Raw genomic sequence first — 24,666 nt, 5'->3', positions numbered from 1 at the left:
TTAATAGGATGATTGCTATACTCAGTTTGAAGATGCGGCATTTGTGTCAACAATTAGATTGGCATAAAGCCTGCAAGTTCAAACAGAGAGTATCAACACGGGTTTGCAGCAAGTCGACAATGATCGCAACGCTCACCTGAGCGTACGATCCTACAGGCCGCTTGTGAACATACACGACAAAGCATGCTACATGTAGCAAGGAGACGCTTATGGGCGATACCGATCGGAAACTGTTTGTACTGGATACCAATATCCTACTCCACGAACCTCTCGCGATTTACTCTTTCAAAGAGCACGACGTGGTCATCCCAATGACCGTTCTTGAAGAACTCGACCGGATCAAAGACAGCAAACGCGATGTGGCGCGCGATGCACGCGTAGCGATTCGGGCTTTGGAGCACTTATTCCACGATGCCACTCCCGAAGAAATCACCGAAGGGATCCCGCTTTCTAAGCAAGAGGGCGCAACAGGAACCATCTCGATCCTCGCCGATTATGAACTGCATGAAACCGTAAAAGCCTTTACCGACAAAGAAGGTGATAACCGGATCCTCAATGCAGTGCTTTATCTCCAAGCTCAACGTGCACCCCGTGCCGTCGTGCTGGTCACCAAAGACATCAATATGCGGCTGCGCGCCAAAGGTGCAGGGGTGTTGTATGTGGAAGACTACCGCACCGATCAACTGATTGATGATATTCAATACCTGACCAAGGGCTTTCAAACTCGTCCCGGCAGTTTTTGGGACAGTGTGGAAGATGTCGCCAGCTACACATTAGGTGGCAAAACTTTCCATAAGCTGGATCGTGCTCCATTTGATCCAACCTTCCTCAATCAATATGTGATCGATGAAGACAGCGACTTTGCTGCACGAGTCGAGAACATTGATGGCGATAAATTGACGCTGCGCGATCTCAGCCGTGATCGCATGATGCATCGCAAAGCGTGGGGCATCACCCCGAAAAATATTTACCAAGGAATGGCGTTGGACGCTCTGCTCGATCCCGATATTGATCTAGTGATCCTGACTGGCGCGGCGGGCAGCGGTAAAACCTTACTGGCGATGGCAGCAGCACTGGAACAAACCGTCGAACGCAAAATGTTCGATAAGATCATTGTCACTCGTAATACGCCTGATATTGGTGAGTCGATTGGTTTCCTCCCCGGTACCGAAGAGGAGAAGATGATGCCGTGGCTGGCTTCCGTCACCGATACCTTGGAAGCGCTGCACAAAAACGACCACAGCACGGATGGCTCGCTCAAATACATCTGTGATAAAGCCAACATTCAGTTTAAATCGATCAACTTTATGCGCGGCCGTTCAATCCAAAATGCTTTCGTGTTGCTCGATGAGTGTCAAAACCTGACGGCTTCGCAGATCAAAACCATCATCACCCGCTGTGGTGAAGGTACTAAGATCGTCTGTTCAGGTAACTTAGCGCAGATTGATTCCCACTATTTAACCCCTGTCACCTCAGGTCTCACCTACATGGTTGAGCGCTTCAAAAACTTTGAAGGCAGCGCCAACATCCACCTCAATGGCGTAGTACGCAGCCGCTTGGCTGAATTCGCCGAAGAGAATTTATAATCACTTTTGGCGAGATGTTATGTGCATCTCGCCTCACAAATTCAATCTATTCTTGATTTTCTTTATTTTAATTTAAAATATTTATTCACTTTTATAGCATTTTCATGCTTTACTAGCCGCAACTGGAATCGCCAAACGAGGATAGGGAAATGGCTTTCAATTTACGTAACCGCAACTTTCTAAAACTGCTCGACTTCACCCCAAAAGAGATCCACTTCCTACTGGATCTGTCTGCCGAGCTAAAACGCGCGAAATACGCAGGCACCGAGCAGAAGACCCTGCAAGGCAAAAACATCGCGTTGATCTTTGAAAAGTCATCTACCCGAACTCGCTGTGCATTCGAAGTAGCAGCATTTGATCAAGGCGCGCAAGTCTCTTACATTGGCCCTTCCGGCTCGCAAATTGGCCATAAAGAGTCGATGAAAGATACCGCGCGCGTATTAGGCCGTATGTACGATGGCATTCAATACCGTGGCTTTGGCCAAGAGATTGTTGAGGTACTCGGTAAATATGCTGGCGTGCCAGTATGGAATGGCTTAACCGATGAGTTTCACCCCACGCAGATCTTGGCCGATCTTCTGACTATGCAAGAACATGGGCGCGGTAAACAACTGCATGAAATGAAGTTTGCTTACCTTGGTGATGCACGTAACAACATGGGTAATTCACTCATGGTTGGTGCAGCCAAAATGGGCATGGATATTCGCTTAGTTGCGCCGAAAGCGTACTGGCCAAATGACGCCTTAGTGGCAAGCTGCCAAGAAATTGCCAAGCAAACCGGAGCAAAAATCACCTTGAGTGAAGAAGTGCATGAAGGCGTTAAAGGCTGTGATTTCCTTTACACCGATGTGTGGGTTTCTATGGGCGAAGCCGCGGACGCGTGGGATGAGCGGGTTGCGTTAATGAAGCCGTATCAAGTCAACATGGATGTCATCAAAGCCACTGGCAATCCACAGGTGAAATTCATGCACTGCTTACCCGCATTCCATGATGACCAAACCAAAGTGGGCCAAGAGATCGCAGCCAAATACGGTATGCAAGGATTGGAAGTCACCGAAGAAGTCTTTGAATCTGAATACTCGATTGTGTTTGATGAAGCGGAGAACCGACTACACACCATCAAGGCAGTCATGGTTGCCACTTTAGGCAAGTGAATGCCAGCGATTTAATATCCCTTAACTCTGTGATGTAATCGCTTGCGCTCACAAACTTTCGGCGTATAATGCCGACCGTTTGTCTGAGGGGTAGCCAATGAAATGTGCACAGCGTGCAGCTCAAAGCAGTGTCCATCGTAGTAAGCAAGTTGGCTTACTGGCACTACTGTTTTTCCCCTCATCGATTTGTTAAAGCCTCCCTCATGGGGGGCTTTTTTATGGCTGTTAGAAAATATAGGGAAGACGATCATGGCGAATTCGCTTTACCAAAAGCACATCATCTCCATTGCTGAACTCTCACGCGCTGAGTTGGAGTTGATTGTGAAAACCGCAGGCCAGCTTAAGGCACAACCGAATCCAGAACTGATTAAGCACAAGGTCGTGGCCAGTTGTTTCTTCGAACCTTCTACCCGTACTCGCCTCTCGTTCGAAACGGCGATTCAACGTATCGGTGGCAGCGTGATTGGCTTTGATAACGGCGGCAATACGTCGCTAGCGAAGAAAGGCGAAACCTTAGCGGACTCGGTACGCGTAATCTCTTCCTATGTTGATGCTTTCGTGATGCGTCATCCACAAGAAGGCGCGGCACGTTTGGCTTCTGAGTTTTCTAATGGCACCCCCGTGATTAACGCGGGTGACGGTTCAAACCAGCACCCATCGCAAACCCTGCTCGATCTCTACTCGATTTATGAAACCCAAGGTCGTCTCGATAACCTCGATGTCGCGTTTGTCGGTGATTTAAAATATGGCCGCACCGTACATTCGCTGGCACAAGCTCTGGCTAAGTTTGATAACAACCGCTTCTTCTTTGTGGCTCCTGAAGCCCTGGCGATGCCAGATTACATCTGTGAAGAGCTGGATGAAGCAGGCGTGAAATACCAAGTGTTCAGCGATATGGAAAGCGTGATCCCAGAGCTGGATATTCTCTACATGACGCGTGTACAGAAAGAGCGTTTTGATGAGTCGGAATACGCGCATATCAAATCCGCTTATATCTTGACTGCTGCCCACCTGAGCGATGCGCGCAGCAATTTGAAAGTGCTGCACCCACTGCCACGCGTGGATGAGATCACTACCGATGTAGATAAAACCCCACACGCCTACTATTTCCAACAAGTTGAAAACGGGGTTTACGCCCGTGAAGCTTTGCTGGCTCTGGTTTTGAACGAATCGCTGTAAGGAGAGCAGATCATGACAAAAGAGACTAAATTACAAGTTGAAGCGATCAAAAACGGCACCGTGATTGACCACATTCCAGCGAAAGTGGGCATTAAAGTGTTGAAGCTATTTGATATGCATAATTCAGCGCAGCGTGTCACCATCGGCCTCAATCTGCCTTCTTCAGCTCTAGGCAGCAAAGATCTGCTCAAAATTGAAAATGTGTTCATCAGTGAGGCACAAGCTAACAAACTCGCCCTGTACGCACCACACGCGACCGTTAACCAAATTGAAAACTACGAAGTGGTGAAGAAGTTGGCACTGCAACTGCCAGAGCGCATTAATAATGTGTTTGCCTGCCCAAACAGCAACTGCATTTCGCACAACGAGCCTGTAGAAAGCAGCTTCAAGATTTCTGAGAAGAACAACGACATCCGCCTGAAATGCAAATACTGTGAAAAAGTATTTGCTCGCGATGTGGTCACGGAAATCGAAGCTTAATCACCTCCAAGCAAGTTGAGTATCCCCAAACAACTGAGTGCTGTAGCAATATGGGTAGCGTTGTAGCTTCAAGTAGTAAGGGGATAAATGAGAGAGCGGCGCTTTACCTACCCAAGCTTTACAGGCAAACTGAATAGCGATTTTGGAACAACTAACGGATAAGAAAGATGACAAAAGTTCTACATACTGAAGCGGCCCCTGCTGCCATTGGCCCATACATTCAAGGTGTTGATCTCGGCAATATGGTGCTGACTTCTGGTCAAATCCCAGTAAACCCAACCACAGGTGAAGTTCCTGCGGACATCGCTGCGCAAGCTCGCCAATCACTGGACAACGTGAAAGCGGTGGTTGAAGCCTCTGGCTTAACTGTGGGTGACATTGTGAAAATGACCGTATTCGTGAAAGATCTCAATGATTTCGGCACCGTAAACCAAGTGTATGGCGCGTTCTTTGATGAGCATAACGTTGCTCACTACCCAGCACGTTCTTGTGTTGAAGTGGCGCGTCTGCCAAAAGATGTTGGCATCGAAATCGAAGCGATCGCGGTACGCAAATAACCCCACTCGTTGGCGTTAAAATGCAAAAAGGGTTGCCATGGCAACCCTTTCTTTTTGAAGCAACAGTGCAAAACACTACCGTTACGCGTTACGATTACGCTCTGCTACTTCGGCATCCAACTCAGCCAGTTTCGCTTTCATTTGCTCATGGCAAAGCTGTGACAGCTCGCGGATATTCTCTTTGCTGTAACCTTCCGTACTGATTGGCGGTAACACTTCCACAATCACATGGCCGTTATTCCAGCGATTGAAGTTGAGCTTATCGGTGGAACTACACACAATCGGAATAATCGGTACGCCTGCACCAATCGCAGCGTGAAATGCACCAGCTTTAAATGGCAGTAAACCACGGCCACGCGAGCGAGTACCTTCTGGGAACATCCATACCGACACTTCGCTTTGTTTCATGTAATCAATAACTTGATCGATAGTCCCTTTGGCTTTGGTTTTGTTTGCACGGTCAATCAGGATATTGCCAGTCAGCCAATAGAGTTGACCAAACAACGGCATCCACGCGAGGCTTTTCTTACCTACCGTTACCACTTTTGGCGTCACCGCTTTGGATACGGTAAACAGATCCCAATTATTTTGGTGGTTAGCAATGTAGATATGCTGGCCACGCTGATCAACATCCGCAGGCGCACGGTACTCGAGCTTAATGCCAAACACTTTTGACATCGCCGCAAACTTCTTACCAAAGGTATAAACATGTTTAGGGTTACGTGGGCTCAATAAACAATAGCCGCAACCAAACACAAACATAAAGACAGCGAACACAGCCACTGCCAAGATTCGCAATAACGCAATCATGCAAATTCTCCAAAGGAGCTGGAAGAAAAAGGCCGAAACCCTTGGATTTCGGCCCATTCAGAACTGGGGAGTTTAACGCGAGTCGCGGAAACGCTCAATATTTGCGCCAAGCGCTGAGAGTTTGTCCTCAATTCGCTCGTAACCACGATCAATATGATAGATACGATCGACAATGGTTTCGCCTTTGGCGATACAACCCGCAATTACGAGGCTTGCAGATGCACGCAGGTCAGTTGCCATCACTTGCGCACCACTTAAACGATCGACATCACCGCAAATCACGGTATTGCCTTCGATTTCCGCTTTTGCGCCCATGCGTTTTAACTCAGGCACATGCATAAAACGGTTTTCGAAAATGGTTTCAGTGATCACGCCACCACCTTTTGCCATCATGTTCAGCAGTGTGAACTGAGCTTGCATGTCGGTTGGGAAACCTGGATGTGGCGCAGTGCGTACATTGACCGCTTTCAGCTCACGCCCAGTCATATCTAAACTGATCCAATCTTCACCACTTTCAATCTCAGCACCTGCTTCTTCAAGCTTGGCTAAGACCGCTTCCAATAGATGTGCATGGGTGTTACGACAAACAATTTTGCCACGCGATACGGCAGCCGCAACCAAGAAAGTACCAGTTTCGATACGATCTGGTACTACAGCATGCTTACCACCGCCAAGACGTTCTACGCCTTCAATGGTAATGCTGTCAGTACCTGCACCTGAAATTTTCGCACCCAATCTATTGAGGAACATGGCGGTATCAACAATCTCAGGTTCACGCGCTGCGTTATCGAGCACAGTGGTGCCTTCAGCGAGTGTTGCTGCACACATGATGGTGATCGTGGCACCCACGCTCACTTTGTCCATCACGATATGCGCGCCTTGCAAGCGGCCATCAACGTGGGCTTTTACATAGCCATCTTCCAAAGTAATGGTCGCACCAAGCTGTTCCAGACCGTGGATATGCAGATCCACTGGACGAGCGCCAATCGCACAACCACCAGGTAGAGAAACTTGTCCTTGACCAAAACGGGCCACCAACGGACCTAATGCCCAAATCGAAGCACGCATGGTTTTCACCAAATCATAAGGCGCACAGTATTGGTTGATAGGACCTGCATCAACATGAACCGAGCCATTACGCTCAACTTTCGCGCCCAAGCGCTCAAGCAGTTCCATGGTGGTGTCGATGTCACGTAGGTGAGGAACGTTGGCCACTTCAACGGGCTCTCCAGCCAGGATTGAAGCAAATAAAATCGGTAGGGCGGCGTTTTTAGCGCCTGAAATGGTCACTTCACCTTGTAGCGGCTGAGTTGACCCAATAACACGAAACTTTTCCATAAAAACCTTAAAGGGACATCAACTTCTTATTGCGTGCCCACTCTTGTGGGGTAAATGTTTTCATTGTGACCGCGTGAATATCATTACGCTGGATGTAACCCATCAAAGGGGCATAAATCATCTGCTGTTTCTTCACTCGGCTCATATCGGCAAAACAAGCATCGACAGCGATCACTTCGTAATGGCTGCCCTCACCTTTCACATGAATTTCTTCAAGATTAAGGGCTTGTTGTAAAATTTGTTGGACTTGTGCGCTATCCACAATTCACCTCTGCTGGTTTGGCTATGTGTTGAGACATCAGATGTTCAATATTGCTCAACTGAAATAGTGTGCGCAGTTGCTCTGGCACGAAGCTGAGCATTATATGACAGTTTCTCACTTTTGCATGCTCTATTAAGTGAATTAACAGCACCATTCCCGCGGAGTCGATTCTGACAACTTGCTGCAAAGAAATCTCGATTTGCTTTACCTGCGGCTGCCAATTTTTGAGAAAGATCCACAATTCAGGCACCGTTTCTCGATCCAATTCGCCAATTAAACTGAACTTTTGTTCATTTTCGACTAGCCATTGTGGATGACTCATTGGTTTTGGCTCTCAAAACGGATCGGTTGATTTGCCAACTGATCTAATTCTTGCGCTACCGCCAGAATGCCCTGCTGACGAATTTTTCCACTCCACTCTGATTGTTTGCTTGAAAGCAGACTCACGCCTTCAGCAATCATATCGAACGCTTTCCATTCACCGGATTTTTCTTGGCGAAGCTTAAACTCAAGTTTGATATTGGGACGCGGTGTATCCACGATTTCCACTTTAACACTGGTGATCCGACGATCGCCTTCCAGCGGCATTTCTGGACCAAACTCGATGGTTTGATTGGTGTATTGAGTCAGCACTTGTGCATAGTTGGTAACCAAATACGCCCGAAAGGCTTTCACAAATTCAGCCACATCTTCTCGCTTTGCCCCTTTGAGGTTAGGCCCAAGCAATTTAAGTGCGGCGTATTGCTCATTGACGTATGGCATCAATTCTTCTTCCACAATCACTTTTAGGTATTGCGGATCTTGGTGCACTTTCTCTTGTTCGTTTTTAAGACGGTCAAAGGATTTCTCAGCCACCGCTTTCATCATTTGATAAGGATTGCTGGTATCAATGGTGGCAGCCGTTGCCAACCAAGGCATTAATAGAGCACTAACCAATAACAGGGTTTTCTTCCACATCATTTATTCCTTTTTATCCTTGTCAGATCCGCCGCCTACGCTATACAACACTTGGCCGATCAAGTCTTCCAACACTAATGCAGACTTGGTGTCTTCAATTCGATCACCCTCTTTCAGCATGGTTTCATCTTCAAACACAAACCCAGGCACTAGACTTAAATACTGTTCACCGATAAGACCCGAAGTCAGGATCTGTAAGCTTGAGTTCTCAGAAAACTGGTTATATTGCTATCAATCGCCAGCGTTACTGTAGGTAGCAAGCTTTTGGGGTTCAACGTAATTGACTCAACTCGTCCAACGACCACGCCCCCAACTTTCACCGGAGAACGCACTTTCAAGCTACCAATATTGTCAAACTCAGCTGTCAGGCGGTAAGTATCGCTAGAGCCCAGACCTTTCACGTCAGCGACCTGAAAAATCATCACTAAAATCGCGCAAATTCCTGCGAGTACAAAGCTGCCAACCCAAAATTCAATTTTTCGTGTTTGTTGCATGATCAGTTCCCAAACATCAATGCGGTTAGAACAAAATCCAGCCCGAGTACGGCCAGTGATGAGTGCACTACAGTGCGGGTTGTGGCTCGGCTGATCCCTTCCGAAGTCGGAATGGCATCATAGCCATTAAATAGAGCAATCCAAGTCACGGTGAAGGCAAACACTACACACTTGATGGTGCTATTACCTATGTCTTGACCCAATTCAACCGACGCTTGCATGGCAGACCAGAAACTACCGTGATCAATCCCTTTCCAATCGACACCAACCAGTTGACCACCCCAAATACCGACGGCCATGAAAATCATTGCCAGCAGTGGCATAGAGATCACCCCAGCCCAGAAGCGTGGCGCAATGACTCGTTTCAAAGGATCGACCGCCATCATTTCCAAGCTAGATAACTGCTCAGTGGCTTTCATCAAGCCAATTTCTGCGGTTAATGCTGAGCCAGCGCGTCCTGCAAACAGCAGCGCGGTCACAACAGGGCCCAACTCACGCAGCAGTGATAGCGCCACCATTTGTCCTAAGCTGGTTTCTGCACCGTAATCGACCAAGATGACATAGCCTTGCAAGCTAAGCACCATGCCAATAAATAGACCAGATACCATGATGATCGCCAATGACTGTACGCCAATGCTGTACAGTTGACGCACCAATAAAGGAAAGTTGCGAATCGGTTGTGGACGCCCAATCAGAGCACCAAACAACATCAAACTTGCGCGACCAAAGGTTTCACTGACCGCAAGCGTGCGCTGCCCGATGGAGCTAACCCACCGCATCACATCATTTAGCACTAAAAAGCTCCTGTTCTATTGGCTGTGCAGGAAAACGAAATGGCACAGGTCCATCTGCATCACCACATAAAAATTGTTGTACACGTGGATCGGGATTCTCACGTAACGCTTGTGGTGAGCCTTGAGCAATTACCTTACCATCCGCCAGCAGATAGACCCAATCGGCAATGCTCATCACTTCTGGAACGTCGTGCGAAACCACAATTGAAGTGACGCCCAAAGCTTGGTTGAGATTACGAATAAGCTCAACCAACACGCCCATAGTGATCGGATCTTGCCCCACGAAAGGCTCATCAAACATAATTAGTTCGGGATCGAGCGCAATAGCACGCGCCAGAGCGGCTCGGCGAGCCATGCCACCCGAAAGCTCACTCGGCATTAAATACGCGGCACCACGCAGGCCAACGGCTTCTAATTTGAGCAGTACCAGCGTTTTGATCAGCAATTCATCAAGGTCGGTATGTTCTCGCAATGGGTAAGCCACATTGTCAAACACATTGAGATCGGTAAACAGCGCACCAGATTGAAACAACATGCTCATCTTTTTACGAGCACGATAAAGCTTGCGGCGGCTGAGGGTTGGAATGTTGTCGCCATCAAACCAGATTTCACCTTGCTCAGGCAGTAGTTGACCGCCAATTAAGCGCAAGAGTGTGGTTTTACCTATCCCGGAAGGCCCCATGATAGCGGTCACTTTTCCTTTGGGGACATGAAGATCTATGTCATCAAAAATGACTCGTTGCGAGCGAGAAAAGCGTAAATTTTTGATGGTGACTAAGTCAGATTGAGACATATGGGCACTTCACTGTTAGGTCGACATCCTGAAAGAATGCGCATGATAATGCACAACATGGTGCAATTAAAAGCACACATCAGTACGCCGCGCGGTTCTTGACCAAGATTTGTCAAAGCTGTGCTTTGCGTTTTGTTACACAAAACAAGATTTAAACTCCTCACTCAGCATAGCCGATAGCTTGCTGAGGGCAACCTTGATTAATGAGACTTTTCACCCTTTTCACTCAGGTTTGTCGCCTATCGACTCCGTTACACAAACTCATGTAACCAGCAACGATCTGACGTGGGATAACGACAATTAATTGGAACTTCGACTTCCCTTTTAATGACCAACACGTCAAAATTGGCGGTCAATTCTCTGCCTAAACCGCTGAAGATGCATAAGAGCGAGCAATTTCATCTATTGATGGCTCACCCCTCTGAATGATAAGGCACTGTTATGTCGCCAATCTTGTATCAAAGCACTAGGGCTTCGTTTTCACTTATTGTTTGGGAATCATCATGCTCGAAGCGGTGGTCTTTCTGTTTATTGGTCTAGCAATCCTAGTATGGGGTGCAGACAAGTTGGTGTTCGGTTCAGCTGCGTTAGCCCGCAATGTGGGTATTTCTCCTTTAGTCATCGGTATGACTATTCTGGCAATGGGTTCATCTGCTCCAGAAATGATGGTTTCTGCTACCGCCGCTTTAGAAGGCAAAACAGATACTGCCGTGGGTAACGTGTTAGGCTCAAACATTGCCAACATTGCTTTAATTTTAGGTATTACAGCGATAATTAAGCCACTCTCTGTAGGCTCTGCGGTTTTACGCCGTGAATTGCCTATGATGATCGGGGTTACTCTGATTGCGGGTGCCATTTTGTGGGATAACCACCTTGGCTTTCATGAAGGTATCTTGCTGATTGTTCTGTTTGCCGCCTTTATTTTGGTGATGCTACAAGTCAGCCGAAAAGAGAAACAAAATGGTGATGCACTACTGGATGAACAAGAATCGGAAATTCCAGTCGGTGTCAGCAACTCTAAAGCCGCTTTTTGGGTCGTGGTTGGTTTGATCCTGCTACCGATTGGTGCAGGCATGTTGGTCGATAACGCAGTCGTGATCGCCAAACATTTCGGTATGAGCGATCTGGTGATTGGCTTAACCATTATTGCTGTCGGTACCAGCTTGCCAGAGCTTGCAGCTTCTTTAGCGGGCGCACTCAAAGGTGAAGATGATATGGCGGTGGGTAACATCATCGGCTCAAACGTCTTCAACATTCTGGCGGTTATGGGTTTACCGGGTTTACTGAACCCTTCTCTACTTAGCCCAGAAGCGATGAGCCGTGACTTTTGGGTTATGCTTGGCGTGTCGCTGCTGTTGGTTGCCGTGGCTTTAGGCAAAAAGCGTCAAATCACACGTCTAGAAGGTGTACTACTGTTGTGTGCTTTCATCGGTTACATTACTTATCTGTTGATGAATATTTAAGTGCGCTAAAGAGGAAAGTTGAGGATGCCCAATTCATTTGATTACCAAAATGTAGCCAAACAGGTTCTGCGTACTGAAATCGCCGCTCTGCAGCAGTTAGAGCAGTACATTAACGCCGATTTCGCTAGCGCTTGTGCCACGATTTTAGCCAACCAAACTGGTAAAGTAGTGGTGATGGGCATGGGCAAATCAGGCCACATAGGTAAGAAAATTGCGGCAACCTTAGCCAGTACGGGCACTTCGGCTTTCTTCGTTCATCCTGGTGAGGCCTCACACGGCGATCTAGGGATGATTGAGCGTGGCGACATCGTGCTCGCCATCTCGAATTCTGGTGAATCATCGGAAATCCTTGCCCTACTTCCAGTGCTAAAACGCTTGAATATTCGCGTGATCAGCATGACGGGCAACCCAAGCTCCAACATGGCCAAACTGGCGGATATTCACCTGCAAATCACAGTTCCTCGTGAAGCTTGTCCACTGGAGCTTGCCCCAACGTCAAGCACAACAGCAACCCTAGTGATGGGGGATGCTTTGGCCGTGGCACTCATGCAAGCTCGTGGTTTCACAGCAGAAGATTTTGCTTTGTCTCACCCAGGCGGCGCACTTGGACGTAAACTCTTACTCAAGCTGAACGATATTATGCACAGTGGTGAAGCTCTGCCTAAAGTGCCACCACAAGCCTTGATCCGCGATGCGCTGCTGGAAATTAGCCAAAAAGGGCTAGGCATGACAGCCGTGGTTGATGAACAAGATACCTTGCTCGGCATTTTTACTGATGGTGATTTACGACGCATCCTCGATAAACGTATCGACATTCACACCACTGCCATTGCAGATGTGATGACTCGTCAACCCACCGTGGCACACCCTAATTTGCTGGCGGTCGAAGGGCTTAATCTGATGCAAGCGAAACGAATTAACGGCCTAATGCTGGTCGACGATAACAAACTGGTCGGTGCGCTGAATATGCACGACCTGCTCAAAGCCGGAGTGATGTAATGAGTTCAACCATTTCGACTTTATACGGTGAAGTGGAACCTTCCCTGCTAGAGATTGCCAAACAGATCAAACTGTTAATCTGTGATGTGGATGGCGTCTTTTCTGACGGCTTGATCTACATGGGTAACCAAGGAGAAGAACTGAAAACCTTCCACACCCGAGATGGTTACGGAGTTAAAGCCTTAATGAATGCGGGAATTGAAATCGCCATCATTACAGGTCGCCGTTCACAAATTGTTGAAAATCGCATGAAAGCGCTAGGCATTTCACTGATCTATCAGGGGCAGGATGATAAAGTGCAAGCTTATTATGACATCTGTCAAAAGCTCGCCATTGCTCCTGAACAGACTGGCTACATTGGTGATGATCTCATCGATTGGCCAGTGATGGAAAAAGTCGCGCTGCGTGTTTGTGTGGCTGATGGACACCCACTGCTAGCAAAACGTGCTAACTACGTCACTCACATCAGAGGTGGCCATGGCGCTGTACGTGAAGTGTGTGATTTGATCTTACAGGCGCGTAACGAATTGGATGTACATAAAGGCTTGAGCCTATGAGCTTGCCGCGCATTGTTTACATCTTGCTGTTGTTTATCGCCTCTTGGTCGCTCTATTACTTGCTGGAGCAAGAGCAAGACAGCACGATTCAGGTCGCTCCCAACCTTGAGCTCCCTATGTTCAGTGGCGAGAATTTAGAGAATATTTCATACAGCGAACAAGGTATTCGCAACTATGTGATCACCTCCATCCATTTGGATCACTACGCGAAAAGCGGTAATACCTTGTTTAGAGCCCCGATACTCAAAGTGTATCGGGAAGGCACATTACAAGAGTGGGAAATCACTGCGCGCAGAGGCATTCTGAGCAAAGATCAAGTACTGACTTTATACGATGACGTACTGGCAAAGAATCTGCTCCCAGACTCCGGCTTTGATACTCTCACCACCAGTGAGATGAGTATCCAACTAAAAAGTCGTGACTTCTGGGCGGATAAGCCCGTTGAACTGCGTGGCCCACAATTTGAAACTCATGGTCAATCGATGAAAGGTAACTTTGCTGATCACTCGGCTGAACTTTATAACAATGTACAAGGTAGATATGAAACGCTCACACCTTAGTCTTATTGCTTGTTTGCTCGCCTCGACTCAGGCTTATGCACTCTCTACCGACAGAGAACAACCGGTTTACATCGACTCTGACAGTCAACAACTGGATATGAAGAGCAACCGCGTCACCTTCTTGGGCGATGTAAAACTCAAACAAGGCAGCATCAACATCAATGCTGATAAGCTTATCGTGATCCGTAATGCGGACAACGGCAAGATTGAAGAGATTGAAGGCTACGGTAACGTTGCCACCTTCTCGCAGCTTACCGATGAAGGCAAAACCCTCTACGGCGAAGCCAAAGAACTGTATTACAAAGTGCGTGATGACGAATTGGTGATGATTAACAAAGCCATGCTGTCGCAAGATGACAGCGAAATTCGCGGCAGCAAAATCCGCTACAAAATCAGCTCACAGAAGTTGATTGCCGATAGCGATGGCAAAGGACGTGTTTCAACCGTTCTTCAACCACAAGCAGTTCAGCAAGAGTAACCATGGCAATTCTAAAAGCACAACACTTAGCCAAGAGCTACAAAAAACGCAAAGTGGTTTCAGACGTAAGTTTGCAAGTTGAGTCAGGCCAGATCGTTGGCCTACTTGGCCCAAACGGCGCAGGAAAAACCACCTCGTTTTATATGATTGTTGGTCTCGTAGCGCGTGACGAAGGCACCATCACTATCGATGACAACGACATCAGTATCTTACCTATGCACAGCCGCTCACGAATGGGCATTGGTTATCTACCGCAAGAAGCCTCGATTTTCCGCAAGCTCTCGGTAGAAGACAACATCATGGCCGTGCTGCAAACCCGCGAAGAATTGAGTCACGAGGAACGTCAAGACAAACTCGAAGACCTACTCGAAGAGTTCCACATTCAGCATATTCGTAAAAGTGCGGGTATGGCGTTATCCGGTGGTGAACGACGCCGAGTAGAGATCGCTCGTGCGCTGGCAGCCAATCCGCAATTCATTTTGCTTGATGAGCCTTTTGCTGGGGTTGATCCAATTTCCGTTATCGACATCAAAAAAATCATTGAGCACTTACGTGATCGTGGTTTAGGTGTGCTGATTACTGACCACAACGTTCGTGAAACGCTGGATGTCTGTGAAAAGGCATACATTGTTAGCCAAGGCCGACTGATTGCGGAAGGCACTCCACAAGATGTACTTAATAATGAACAAGTGAAGCAGGTTTATCTCGGCGAACAATTCCGTCTATGATTAAAACAGAGTAGAGTTCGACTAATACCAACAATAACAAGGCATCCATTACTGCATGAAACCGTCATTACAGCTCAAGCTAGGTCAACAGTTAGCCATGACTCCGCAGCTCCAGCAGGCCATCCGCTTGTTGCAGCTTTCGACGCTGGATCTGCAGCAAGAAATCCAAGAAGCATTGGAATCAAATCCCTTGTTAGAGGTGGAAGACAACCAAGACGATACACCATCGATCGATAGTGTACGCATGACGGAAGAGAGCTCTCGCGAGCCAGAAGAACTCTACGAACCTGAGCCACAAGATAGCTCGGACTTGATTGAAAAGTCCGAAATCAGCGCCGAATTAGAAATCGATACCACTTGGGATGAAGTTTACAGTGCCAATACTGGCAGTACTGGCTTAGCACTGGATGATGACGCACCGATTTATCAAGGCGAAACCACCCAAACCCTGCAAGACTACCTCCATTGGCAACTCGATTTAACTCCATTTAGCGATGTGGATCGCACCATTGCAGTGGCACTCATCGATGCCATAGACGATTACGGTTATTTAACTGTCTCACTAGAAGAAATCCAAGAGAGCTTGCGCAGTGATGACATCGAGCTGGATGAAATCGAAGCCGTACGTAAACGCATTCAACAATTCGATCCGTTCGGTGTTGCATCACTCAATCTACAAGATTGTTTACTGCTGCAACTCACCACCTACGCCAACGACACTCCTTGGCTGGAAGAGGCGCGGCTACTGCTCTCACAATACATTGATGATTTAGGCAATCGCGATTACAAAACCATTCTGAAAGAGACTAAGCTCAAAGAAGAGGACTTACGCGAGATCCTGCAGCTCATCCAGCAGTTGGATCCACGCCCTGGTAGTCGCATTGCGCAAGATCACGCTGAATACGTTATTCCAGACGTTTCTGTGTATAAAGAACAAGGACGATGGCTGGTCACCATCAACCGGATAGTGTGCCTAAACTAAAGATCAATCAGCAGTATGCCGACCTGATGCGCGGTAATAATGCGGAGAGCAACTACATCCGTACCAATTTGCAAGAGGCAAAATGGCTGATCAAAAGTTTAGAAAGTAGAAACGAGACACTGCTCAAAGTTGCCAAGTGCATAGTTGAACACCAACACGATTTCTTCGAGTATGGAGAAGAAGCGATGAAGCCGATGGTGCTCAACGATGTAGCGATGGCGGTGGAAATGCATGAATCGACAATTTCGCGTGTCACTACGCAAAAATACATGCATACCCCTCGCGGCATTTTTGAGTTGAAGTATTTCTTCTCCAGCCACGTCAGTACCGACAATGGCGGAGAGTGCTCGTCCACAGCGATCAGAGCGTTGATCAAAAAACTGGTGGCGGCGGAGAACCCAGCTAAACCACTCAGTGACAGCAAGATCGCAACCCTACTCGCTGATCAAGGCATACAAGTGGCGCGGCGAACTATTGCTAAATATCGCGAGTCACTTGGCATTGCTCCATCGAGTCAGCGCAAACGCCTGCTATAGGCCTAAACTAGAGAAGGAAAGTCTATGCAAATCAATATTCAAGGCCACCACATTGATCTTACCGATTCAATGCAAGACTATGTTCACTCCAAATTTGACAAACTTGAGCGTTTTTTCGACCACATTAATCACGTTCAGGTCATTTTACGTGTTGAAAAACTGCGCCAGATCGCCGAAGCTACGCTCCACGTAAACCAAGCTGAAATTCACGCCCATGCGGACGATGAAAACATGTATGCCGCCATCGATACTTTGGTGGATAAATTGGTTCGACAATTGAACAAGCATAAAGAAAAGCTAAGTAGTCATTAATCATGCAATTGAGCGAAGTACTTTCATTGGACTGCACCAAAAGTGCAGTCCAATGTTCTAGTAAGAAACGAGCACTAGAAATCATCAGCGAAATCGCTGCCCTTCACACTGGCCAGAATGCCACCGAACTGTTCGAGTGCATGCTAAGCCGCGAAAAAATGGGCAGTACAGGTATTGGCAACGGGATTGCAATCCCTCATGCACGCATGTCCGACAGCGAAAAAGCGGTGGCGGTTTTGCTGCAATGTGAAGAGCCAATTGAATTTGATGCGATTGACAATCGTCCTGTCGATCTGCTGTTTGCACTGCTGGTTCCTGAAGATCAGTGCAAAGAACATTTGAAAACCCTCGCTTGTATGGCAGAACGCCTCAACGATAAGCAGATCCTCAAGCAGCTTCGCCACGCAGAAAGTGACCAAGAGCTGTACAACATCATGGTTAACCAATAGCAGGCAAACACAATGCGTTTGATCGTGGTCAGCGGACAGTCGGGAGCCGGAAAGAGTGTTGCTCTTCGGGTACTTGAAGACCTGGGTTACTACTGTGTTGATAACCTACCGGTCAGTCTGCTGCCGGCGTTTATCCAGTCGGTACAAGGTAGTCAGCAAAATGTGGCCGTCAGTATCGACATCCGTAATTTGCCCAAAGAACCGGGCTTAGTACAGGATGTGCTCGATCAGCTCAAACAGAACAATGATGTGAGCATGCTGTTCCTTGACGCCAGCAAAGAAACCCTGCTCAAACGCTACAGCGAAACACGGCGCATTCATCCCCTCTCTCTGAGTCAAAACAAACCCTCTCTTGCGCAAGCCATTGAGTTAGAAAAGCAACTGCTTGGCCCACTCAAAGAGCAAGCCGATCTTTTACTCGACAGCAGTAACCAATCTCTGCATGAGTTAAGTGAAACGGTGCGTATGCGCATTGAAGGCCGTGAGCGCAAAGATTTGGTGATGGTGTTCCAGTCGTTTGGCTTCAAGTATGGCTTGCCGAGTGATGCCGACTATGTGTTTGATGTGCGCTTTTTGCCAAATCCACATTGGGAACCTGATTTACGCCCACTGACTGGGCTTGATGCTCCGATCAAATCCTTCTTGGAAGGCCATAGTGAAGTGATGGAACTCAAACAGCAGATCCAAAAATTCTTTGAATATTGGCTGCCCATGCTGGAGAAAAACAATCGCAGCTATCTCACCATTGCGATTGGCTGTACTGGCGGTAAGCATCGCTCGGTCTATCTCACTCAGCAGATCGGCGAATATTTTGCCCAACTTGGTCATCAGGTTCAGATCCGCCATACTTCATTGGAAAAACATCAATCCTAGGAGTCACCATGCCGCAATTGAGCCAAACCGTCCTCATCCAAAACCGCCTTGGTCTGCATGCTCGCGCAGCAGTCAAACTGGTACAACTGGCTCAGTCATTTGATGCCGTTCTTACCGTACAAAGCCAAGATGGTCGTGAAGCGACAGCAGACAGTGTCATGGGCCTACTCATGCTTGAATCGGCGCAAGGACAAAACGTGGTAATCTCCGCGGAAGGTACTCAAGCTGAACAAGCGCTACAGGCAGTTTGTCAGCTTATCGAACAGAAGTTTGATGAAGACGATTAAGCCTCCCTGCGTACTATTCCCCTATAACTTGAAGCGCAGCAAACACGCTTGCCACATCAAGTACTAAGAAGAGAAAAGAAATCCTTCTTCCTTAATAAGATCTTATTAAATAAGCGGGTAAATTAAGTTACCATGCTGACCATTATTCCAATTCCAACCTAGGGGGAAGCCATGGCCGAGCAGATCGAATTTGACCAAGCTCACCTCACCCTCCAAGAAATCACCGAAGCCTTAGATAACGGCCGCTTTGTTCATGTTCGTCGCCAATTGCAGGACATGGAGCCAGAAGATATTGCTCATCTGCTGGAAGCCTCACCACGTAAAGCTCGTGAAGTACTGTGGCAACTGACGGACCCAGAAGATTACGGTGAAATCCTTGACGAACTGAACGAAGACGTTAAGGACGCACTGGTGTCGAAAATGGCACCAGAGAAACTCGCCGAAGCGACCGAAGGCATGGACATCGACGACGTCGCCTACGTTTTACGTAGCTTGCCCGATGATGTTTCGCGCGAAGTTCTGGCACAGATGGATGCCGCGGATCGAATGCGGGTAGAAACCGCGCTTTCCTATCCGGAAGATACCGCTGGCGGTCTGATGAACACCGACGTGATCACCATCCGTGCGGATGTGGATGTCGATGTGGTACTGCGTTATCTGCGTATGAAAGGGGAACTCCCCGAAGCCACCGATGCGCTGTATGTGATTGATGATGAAAGTAAACTGATTGGCCATCTTTCCCTTGTCACCTTGCTCACCACCCAACCTGACGTCCCCGTCAGTGAAGTGATGGAAGATGCGGATGAAGCAATCAAAGTCGATATGAAAGACTCCGACATCGCCAATCTGTTCGAGCGTCGTAACTGGGTTTCTGCACCTGTGGTGGATGAAAATCAGCATCTGGTTGGCCGGATCACCATCGATGACGTGGTTGATATCATCCGTGAAGACGCCGAACACTCAATGATGAGTATGGCGGGTATGGATGATGATGAAGATACCTTCGCCCCCGTGGTGAAATCTGCCCGTAAACGCAGTATTTGGCTCGGTGCCAACGTACTGGCCGCCCTTGCTGCGGCTTCGGTTTCTAACATGTTTGAAGCCACACTTGAGCAAATGGCCGCCGTTGCAGTACTGATGACTATCGTGCCTTCTATGGGCGGTGTGGCCGGTAACCAAACCGTTGCTCTGGTTATTCGTGGGCTGGCACTGGGCCATATCGGTGACAGTAACAAGCGCGAATTGCTGATGAAAGAAGCCGCCATCGGTCTACTCAACGGTATTATGTGGGCATTGATCATCGGTGCGATCGTCGTGGTCTGGAAAGGCGAATGGATGCTCGGCGGGATCATTTCCGCAGCGATGATGACGAACTTGATCGTGGCCGGCATTGCCGGGGTAACCATCCCTATTCTGCTGAAAAAGATGAATATCGATCCCGCTCTAGCTGGAGGCATGGCACTGACCACTGTTACGGATGTGATTGGATTATCAGTCTTTCTCGGTCTAGCGACTTTGCTGCTCGCCAGTTAGTTTCCGATTTCCAAATCTTTAATCCATAAAAAAGCCGACCTTCCGTCGGCTTTTTTCATTGAATGAAAGTGGCTTACTCGCCAGCCACTTTCATTGATTCAATCAAAATAGAACCCGTTTGGATCTGTGAGCGCGTTTCGATATCACTACCCACCGCCACAATCTGCTGCAACATCTGCTTGAGGTTTCCAGCAATGGTGATTTCAGAAACTGGGTATTTGATTTCACCGTTTTCCACCCAGAAACCGGCTGCGCCGCGTGAGTAATCACCCGTCACCACATTCACCCCTTGTCCCATCACTTCGGTCACCAGCAAGCCAGTACCCAGCTCTTTGAGCATCTGTTGGTAGTTTTGACCAGTCGATTTCACATACCAGTTATGGATGCCACCCGCATGACCGGTTGGTGTCATGTTCATTTTGCGCGCCGCGTAACTGGTCAGTAAGTAAGTCGCTAGTACACCATCGGTGATGATCTCAAGATCTTGTGTGCGTACCCCTTCACTATCAAACGGGCTTGAAGCCAGACCACGCATCACATGCGGGCGCTCACTGATATTGAACCATGTAGGCAGAATGGTTTTTCCGAGATGGTCGAGTAAGAAACTCGATTTGCGATATAAGTTGCCACCGCTGATCGCCATCACCAGATGACCGATTAAGCCAGTCGCGACATCCGCAGCAAACATGACTGGAAACTGACCGGTCTTCAATTTTTGTGGATCCAAACGGCTCACGGTATTTTCCGCTGCTTGCAGGCCAACGCTTTCTGGCGTCCATAAATCGTCACGATGACGCGCAACGGTATAGCTGTAATCACGCTCCATTTCACCGTTGCGACCTTCGCCAATCACACTACAGCTAATGCTGTGGCGACTTGATGCATAACTGGCCAGTAAACCATGCTGTTACCGTAAACACGGACGCCGTAGTGGCTATCGTAGCTACCGCCATCGCTTTGTTTAATTTTCTTACTGTAACCTAACGCCGCGCGTTCTGCCGCAATGGCAATTTGCGCCGCCACATCTGGGTTGGGTTCATCAGGATGGAATAGGTCAAGGTCAGGAATCTCCTGCACCATCAACTCTTTCGGCGCAGGGCCGGCATAAGGATCTTCAGAGGTGTACTGAGCAATATCCAGCGCAGCCAACACGGTTTGTTGGATCGCTTTTTCACTCAAGTCCGACGTTGAAGCGCTACCCTTACGCTGACCGCGATAAACGGTAATGCCCAATGCACCATCACTGTTAAATTCGACATTCTCTACTTCGCACATGCGGGTCGAGACACTTAACCCAGTGCTCTTGGTGATTGCAACTTCAGCAGCATCAGAACTCGCCGCTGCCATCTCTAATGCCTTAGCAACCGCGGCTTCCAGCTCTTGACGCTGCAGCGCAACTCGCTCTTTTACATCCATATTTCATTCAACCATTGGTTATTGATGTTATTAGGATAACAAGAATTTCGCTTTCTCCCCACGATTCTTGCTAAAATAGCCGACATAAGTAACTCATCATGATGAAGAAGATGGCACGTAAAAACCAAAAAGCCCCTTGGGAAGAGGAAGAAGAGATCATTTGGGTCAGTAGAACCGAAATGAAAAATGACATGCTGGCTCTGCAAAAGCTCGGCGAAGAACTGGTTGAATTAAAACCTTCCGCGTTAGCCAAATTCCCACTGCCAGAAGATTTGGCGGAGGCAATTAAAGATGCGCAGCGTTTCAAAAATGAAGCTCGTCGCCGCCAGCTGCAATACATTGGCAAACTGATGCGCCATATTGATCCTGAGCCACTACAAACGGCGTTGGATAAGTTGCGTAACAAACATTCGCAAACCACTGCCTTGCTGCACAAACTGGAGCAACTGCGTGATCGTATCGTTGCTGAAGGTGATAGCGCCATTGAAGTCGCGATGGAACTGTACCCAGAAGCGGATCGTCAACGTCTGCGTCTGTTAGCGCGTCAAGCCACCAAAGAGAAAGCGGGTAATAAGCCGCCAAAATCTTCACGCGAGATCTTCCAACTGCTGAAAGAAGCGATGTTGGCAAAACAAGAGATCGAAGAAGAGAGTGAAGACGATCTGGATCAAGCGGAATAAAACGCGAGGCATCACGCCATCCAGATCCACTCAGAGAGATCCTCAAAAAAGGTTAGCGCAAGCTAACCTTTTTCTTTTACTTCAAAATGAGTTCGGCTCATTAAGCGCCGCTGCCACAAACTGAGCCAGTTCAGGATGAGGATGCTGCGCAGTCACCGCCTGGCAATCACTCACCACTTGCACTTTGCCTTGGCTAAGAAAAGCGACTTGACTGGCTATCGCTCGCGCATCGGTTAAATGATGCGTCACCATCACCACTGTACGATTCCGCTCACTGGCTAACTGTTTCACCAAAGCGAGCATTTCTTCACGTAGCAAAGGATCGAGTGCGGAAAAGGGTTCATCGAGTAACCAAATTGGATTAGGTTGTACAAAACAGCGGGCGAGCGCAACACGCTGGCGTTGCCCACCAGAGAGCTGCTCAGGCAAACGATCCAGATAGTCGGCGATACCTACTTGCTGCGCGGCTTGAATCACCAGTTGTTTCTGCTCAGCATTCAATTTGAGGCCTGGATGTAAGCCTAAACCAATGTTTTCGCGCACCGAAAGATGGGCAAATAAGTTGTGCTCTTGAAAGAGCATCGAAAACGGACGTTGATAAGGCGCTAAACCTAACACCGATTGGTCATTCACTTTGATGCTGCCACTCACCGGTTCAATAAAACCCGCGACCAGACTAAGCAAAGTAGATTTGCCTGCACCACTGGGGCCCATCAGTGCCACAATCGCGCCGTCGGCCACCGTCAGATCAAACTCAAACCATTCGTGCTCATACTCATAACGTACTTTTTCTAGAGTTAACATGCCTTTCCTCATCGGTGTTGGGCAAACAGGCGTTGGGTAAACAGCCGCTCAATCACATAAAACCAACCCACACTCATGATCAACATGGCTAACGCAACCACGGCGGCGGTATCCATCTGGTAACTACCCAGCAGTTGATAGAGATACAGCGGCAGAGTACGAAAATCTTGGCTACCAAACAGGGCAATCGCACTTAAATCCCCCATCCGAGAGCAGAAAACCAATCGCAAATGCATGAGAGATCGGCTTACGCAGCGCTCGCCACTCCACCAATCGAAACCTACGCCAACCTGACATCCCCAAACTTGCACACAGCAATTCATACTGCTGTGCCAAATGCCACATCGGCTGGCTCAAAGTTTTCACCACATAAGGTAGCGCCATTAATGCATTCACCGCCACCACGATCCAGTAAGCAAAACTAAACACATCAGTGATATTGCGCAGCAGTAAAAAGAGCCCGGTACTCACCACTAATCCTGGCGTCACCAGAATTAAAGTCGCGATCCACTCCACACCATTGGCTCGTCGATTTGCCGCTTTCAAACGTAGTGCTCGGCTGGTCAGTAACATAGCTACCCCGCTGACCAGTGCCAAGCTGCTGGCTAAGGTCGCCACTTGCAAAGAATGACTCACTGCCGACCAAAAATCACCACTACTTAGTACCTTGCCTAGTTTTGAGTTCAACCCAGCCAGTATCACCATCAATAATGGCGGCAAGACCAACGCACACACCGCAATAATCCAACTGCTATCCCACAACTTGGCAAGCCATGAATCACGCATCCAAGGAGTTGGAACATCACTCGCAGCACTGTTCATTGGCCTGGAATGAGAAAAACGATGCAACGTAAAAGTCAGTAAGGTACACAGCAACATCTGCCAAATTGCCAACAACGCGCCAATTTGCAGATCGAAATCGAATTTGATCGCTTGGTAGATAGCCAGCTCAATTGTGGTTGATTTTGGCCCACCACCGAGCGCCATTACGGTAGCGAAACTGGTAAAGCAGAGCATGAACACCAAGCCTGCAACATGAGGAAGTTGCTGGCGCAGACGCGGCCACTCCACCCATTTAAACTTCTGCCAGCGGCTCATCCCGAGATGGGCGCACAACTTGTGCTGCTCATTGGGAATCGCTTCTAGACTTTGCAGCAACAAGCGGCTGGCATAAGGCAAGTTAAACAGCACATGGGCGAGCAAAATACCGTTTAAACCATAAATTGAAAACGGTAGGGACAAGCCAAAACTTTGGAGTATTTTGGCCAACCAACCGCTGTTACCGTAGATAGCAATCAAGCCAAAAACTGCCACCAGCACAGGCAAGACCAGTGTCATAGCGAACAGTTTCAGCAGCAACCCATGGCCGGGAAAACGGCGCTGACTGAGCGCATGGGCAACCGGAATTGCCAACCCCACACTGAGCACGGTTGACCAGAAGGCTTGATAAAAGCTGAACTGAGTAACATGCCGATAATAAGCATCTTGCCAGATCAGATTAAGATTAAGAGGCGGTGCTTGCCAGAGCAGCGCCACTAATGCAGCGAGGACAAAGGCCGCGACACCTGCCGCGACCCAAAAACCCAATTGAGGAACTCGATTCAA

General features: G+C 48.2%; 25 protein-coding genes and 4 pseudogenes. 18 read left to right on the top strand and 11 right to left on the bottom strand.

The genetic code is table 11. The features are described 5' to 3' along the window. Positions 1-209 precede the first annotated feature (209 nt). The 5 genes from D908_RS14090 (at position 210) to D908_RS14110 (ending at position 4,956) form a co-directional block, all read left to right on the top strand. The gene (locus D908_RS14090) at positions 210-1,586 is read left to right on the top strand and encodes a PhoH family protein (protein ID WP_005523233.1); all 1,377 of its coding nucleotides are present in this window, start codon (positions 210-212) and stop codon (positions 1,584-1,586) included. Between the two features lie 149 nt (positions 1,587-1,735). Then, a complete protein-coding gene (argF, locus tag D908_RS14095; protein WP_005523232.1) occupies positions 1,736-2,740 on the top strand; it encodes an ornithine carbamoyltransferase in 1,005 nt (334 codons plus the stop codon). A gap of 249 nt (positions 2,741-2,989) precedes the next feature. Further along, entirely contained in the window at positions 2,990-3,919 is a 930-nt protein-coding gene (gene pyrB / locus D908_RS14100) for an aspartate carbamoyltransferase (RefSeq protein WP_000013849.1), read from the top strand. Between the two features lie 12 nt (positions 3,920-3,931). Then, complete coding sequence (gene pyrI / locus D908_RS14105; protein WP_000159857.1) at positions 3,932-4,399, top strand: aspartate carbamoyltransferase regulatory subunit; 468 nt, start codon at positions 3,932-3,934, stop codon at positions 4,397-4,399. A 167-nt stretch (positions 4,400-4,566) separates the two neighbouring features. Continuing rightward, positions 4,567-4,956 (top strand): Rid family detoxifying hydrolase, encoded by a 390-nt coding sequence (locus D908_RS14110; RefSeq protein WP_000170063.1) that lies wholly within the window; start codon positions 4,567-4,569, stop codon positions 4,954-4,956. 81 nt (positions 4,957-5,037) lie between these two features. Here the strand turns inward: D908_RS14110 and D908_RS14115 are convergent, their stop codons facing one another. The 8 genes and pseudogenes from D908_RS14115 to mlaF all read right to left on the bottom strand — a co-directional run bounded on the left by D908_RS14115 (position 5,038) and on the right by mlaF (position 10,404). Beyond that, positions 5,038-5,766, bottom strand: a complete 729-nt coding sequence (locus tag D908_RS14115) for a 1-acylglycerol-3-phosphate O-acyltransferase (RefSeq protein WP_000561034.1) — start codon at positions 5,764-5,766, stop codon at positions 5,038-5,040. Positions 5,767-5,838: 72 nt separating this feature from the next. Further along, positions 5,839-7,104: a UDP-N-acetylglucosamine 1-carboxyvinyltransferase gene (murA, locus tag D908_RS14120; RefSeq protein WP_005523220.1), complete on the bottom strand. Its 1,266-nt coding sequence runs from the start codon at positions 7,102-7,104 to the stop codon at positions 5,839-5,841. Positions 7,105-7,111: 7 nt separating this feature from the next. Then, a complete protein-coding gene (gene ibaG / locus D908_RS14125) occupies positions 7,112-7,366 on the bottom strand; it encodes a BolA family iron metabolism protein IbaG (protein WP_000376481.1) in 255 nt (84 codons plus the stop codon). Continuing rightward, on the bottom strand, positions 7,359-7,688 hold the full coding sequence (locus D908_RS14130) for an STAS domain-containing protein (protein WP_005523219.1): 330 nt from the start codon (positions 7,686-7,688) through the stop codon (positions 7,359-7,361). The genes ibaG and D908_RS14130 overlap by 8 nt, the downstream gene beginning before the upstream one ends. Then, on the bottom strand, positions 7,685-8,323 hold the full coding sequence (gene mlaC, locus D908_RS14135) for a phospholipid-binding protein MlaC (RefSeq protein WP_000265668.1): 639 nt from the start codon (positions 8,321-8,323) through the stop codon (positions 7,685-7,687). The genes D908_RS14130 and mlaC overlap by 4 nt, the downstream gene beginning before the upstream one ends. A gap of 3 nt (positions 8,324-8,326) precedes the next feature. After that, positions 8,327-8,817, bottom strand: a pseudogene (gene mlaD / locus D908_RS0119005) (outer membrane lipid asymmetry maintenance protein MlaD). A gap of 2 nt (positions 8,818-8,819) precedes the next feature. Next, positions 8,820-9,596, bottom strand: coding sequence for a lipid asymmetry maintenance ABC transporter permease subunit MlaE (mlaE, locus tag D908_RS14140; protein ID WP_005523213.1), 777 nt, complete (start codon positions 9,594-9,596; stop codon positions 8,820-8,822). A 4-nt stretch (positions 9,597-9,600) separates the two neighbouring features. Continuing rightward, entirely contained in the window at positions 9,601-10,404 is an 804-nt protein-coding gene (gene mlaF, locus D908_RS14145; protein ID WP_000083176.1) for a phospholipid ABC transporter ATP-binding protein MlaF, read from the bottom strand. Positions 10,405-10,907: 503 nt separating this feature from the next. Between mlaF and D908_RS14150 the strand changes: the two genes are divergently transcribed. The 12 genes and pseudogenes from D908_RS14150 to mgtE all read left to right on the top strand — a co-directional run bounded on the left by D908_RS14150 (position 10,908) and on the right by mgtE (position 20,161). Further along, the gene (locus tag D908_RS14150) at positions 10,908-11,867 is read left to right on the top strand and encodes a calcium/sodium antiporter (RefSeq protein ID WP_005523212.1); all 960 of its coding nucleotides are present in this window, start codon (positions 10,908-10,910) and stop codon (positions 11,865-11,867) included. 24 nt (positions 11,868-11,891) lie between these two features. Next, entirely contained in the window at positions 11,892-12,866 is a 975-nt protein-coding gene (gene kdsD, locus D908_RS14155) for an arabinose-5-phosphate isomerase KdsD (RefSeq protein ID WP_001133833.1), read from the top strand. Then, positions 12,866-13,423, top strand: a complete 558-nt coding sequence (gene kdsC / locus D908_RS14160) for a 3-deoxy-manno-octulosonate-8-phosphatase KdsC (protein WP_000099417.1) — start codon at positions 12,866-12,868, stop codon at positions 13,421-13,423. Before kdsD ends, kdsC begins: the two co-directional genes overlap by 1 nt. After that, positions 13,420-13,983: an LPS export ABC transporter periplasmic protein LptC gene (gene lptC, locus D908_RS14165; RefSeq protein ID WP_000056799.1), complete on the top strand. Its 564-nt coding sequence runs from the start codon at positions 13,420-13,422 to the stop codon at positions 13,981-13,983. The genes kdsC and lptC overlap by 4 nt, the downstream gene beginning before the upstream one ends. Next, entirely contained in the window at positions 13,964-14,461 is a 498-nt protein-coding gene (gene lptA / locus D908_RS14170; RefSeq protein ID WP_000830442.1) for a lipopolysaccharide transport periplasmic protein LptA, read from the top strand. The genes lptC and lptA overlap by 20 nt, the downstream gene beginning before the upstream one ends. A gap of 2 nt (positions 14,462-14,463) precedes the next feature. Beyond that, on the top strand, positions 14,464-15,189 hold the full coding sequence (gene lptB, locus D908_RS14175) for an LPS export ABC transporter ATP-binding protein (RefSeq protein ID WP_000996177.1): 726 nt from the start codon (positions 14,464-14,466) through the stop codon (positions 15,187-15,189). Positions 15,190-15,244: 55 nt separating this feature from the next. After that, positions 15,245-16,707, top strand: a pseudogene (locus D908_RS0119000) (RNA polymerase factor sigma-54). 24 nt (positions 16,708-16,731) lie between these two features. After that, positions 16,732-17,019: a ribosome hibernation promoting factor gene (gene hpf / locus D908_RS14180; protein ID WP_001166645.1), complete on the top strand. Its 288-nt coding sequence runs from the start codon at positions 16,732-16,734 to the stop codon at positions 17,017-17,019. A gap of 2 nt (positions 17,020-17,021) precedes the next feature. Beyond that, a complete protein-coding gene (gene ptsN / locus D908_RS14185; protein WP_001177162.1) occupies positions 17,022-17,468 on the top strand; it encodes a PTS IIA-like nitrogen regulatory protein PtsN in 447 nt (148 codons plus the stop codon). 12 nt (positions 17,469-17,480) lie between these two features. Further along, positions 17,481-18,341 (top strand): RNase adapter RapZ, encoded by an 861-nt coding sequence (gene rapZ, locus D908_RS14190; protein WP_001237193.1) that lies wholly within the window; start codon positions 17,481-17,483, stop codon positions 18,339-18,341. 8 nt (positions 18,342-18,349) lie between these two features. Next, positions 18,350-18,628 carry an HPr family phosphocarrier protein gene (locus D908_RS14195; protein WP_001135900.1) on the top strand — a complete coding sequence of 93 codons (279 nt, stop codon included), beginning with the start codon at positions 18,350-18,352 and terminating at the stop codon, positions 18,626-18,628. Positions 18,629-18,799: 171 nt separating this feature from the next. Next, positions 18,800-20,161, top strand: coding sequence for a magnesium transporter (gene mgtE / locus D908_RS14200; RefSeq protein ID WP_000840445.1), 1,362 nt, complete (start codon positions 18,800-18,802; stop codon positions 20,159-20,161). Positions 20,162-20,234: 73 nt separating this feature from the next. Here mgtE and pmbA read toward each other — a convergent pair. Beyond that, positions 20,235-21,577, bottom strand: a pseudogene (gene pmbA, locus D908_RS0118995) (metalloprotease PmbA). A gap of 110 nt (positions 21,578-21,687) precedes the next feature. On the opposite strand from pmbA, the gene yjgA reads away from it, so the two are divergent. Continuing rightward, on the top strand, positions 21,688-22,257 hold the full coding sequence (yjgA, locus tag D908_RS14205) for a ribosome biogenesis factor YjgA (protein WP_000101593.1): 570 nt from the start codon (positions 21,688-21,690) through the stop codon (positions 22,255-22,257). An 81-nt stretch (positions 22,258-22,338) separates the two neighbouring features. Here the strand turns inward: yjgA and thiQ are convergent, their stop codons facing one another. Together thiQ and thiP are read right to left on the bottom strand one after the other, a co-directional pair. Continuing rightward, the gene (gene thiQ / locus D908_RS14210) at positions 22,339-23,061 is read right to left on the bottom strand and encodes a thiamine ABC transporter ATP-binding protein (RefSeq protein ID WP_005523205.1); all 723 of its coding nucleotides are present in this window, start codon (positions 23,059-23,061) and stop codon (positions 22,339-22,341) included. A gap of 8 nt (positions 23,062-23,069) precedes the next feature. Further along, positions 23,070-24,666, bottom strand: a pseudogene (gene thiP, locus D908_RS0118990) (thiamine/thiamine pyrophosphate ABC transporter permease ThiP).

The sequence above is a fragment of the Vibrio mimicus CAIM 602 genome (assembly GCF_000338875.1).
In the GTDB taxonomy this organism is placed as follows: domain Bacteria; phylum Pseudomonadota; class Gammaproteobacteria; order Enterobacterales; family Vibrionaceae; genus Vibrio; species Vibrio mimicus.
The sequence above is the reverse complement of the archived record's forward strand: the minus strand, read 5'-3'. Positions and strand labels throughout refer to the sequence as shown.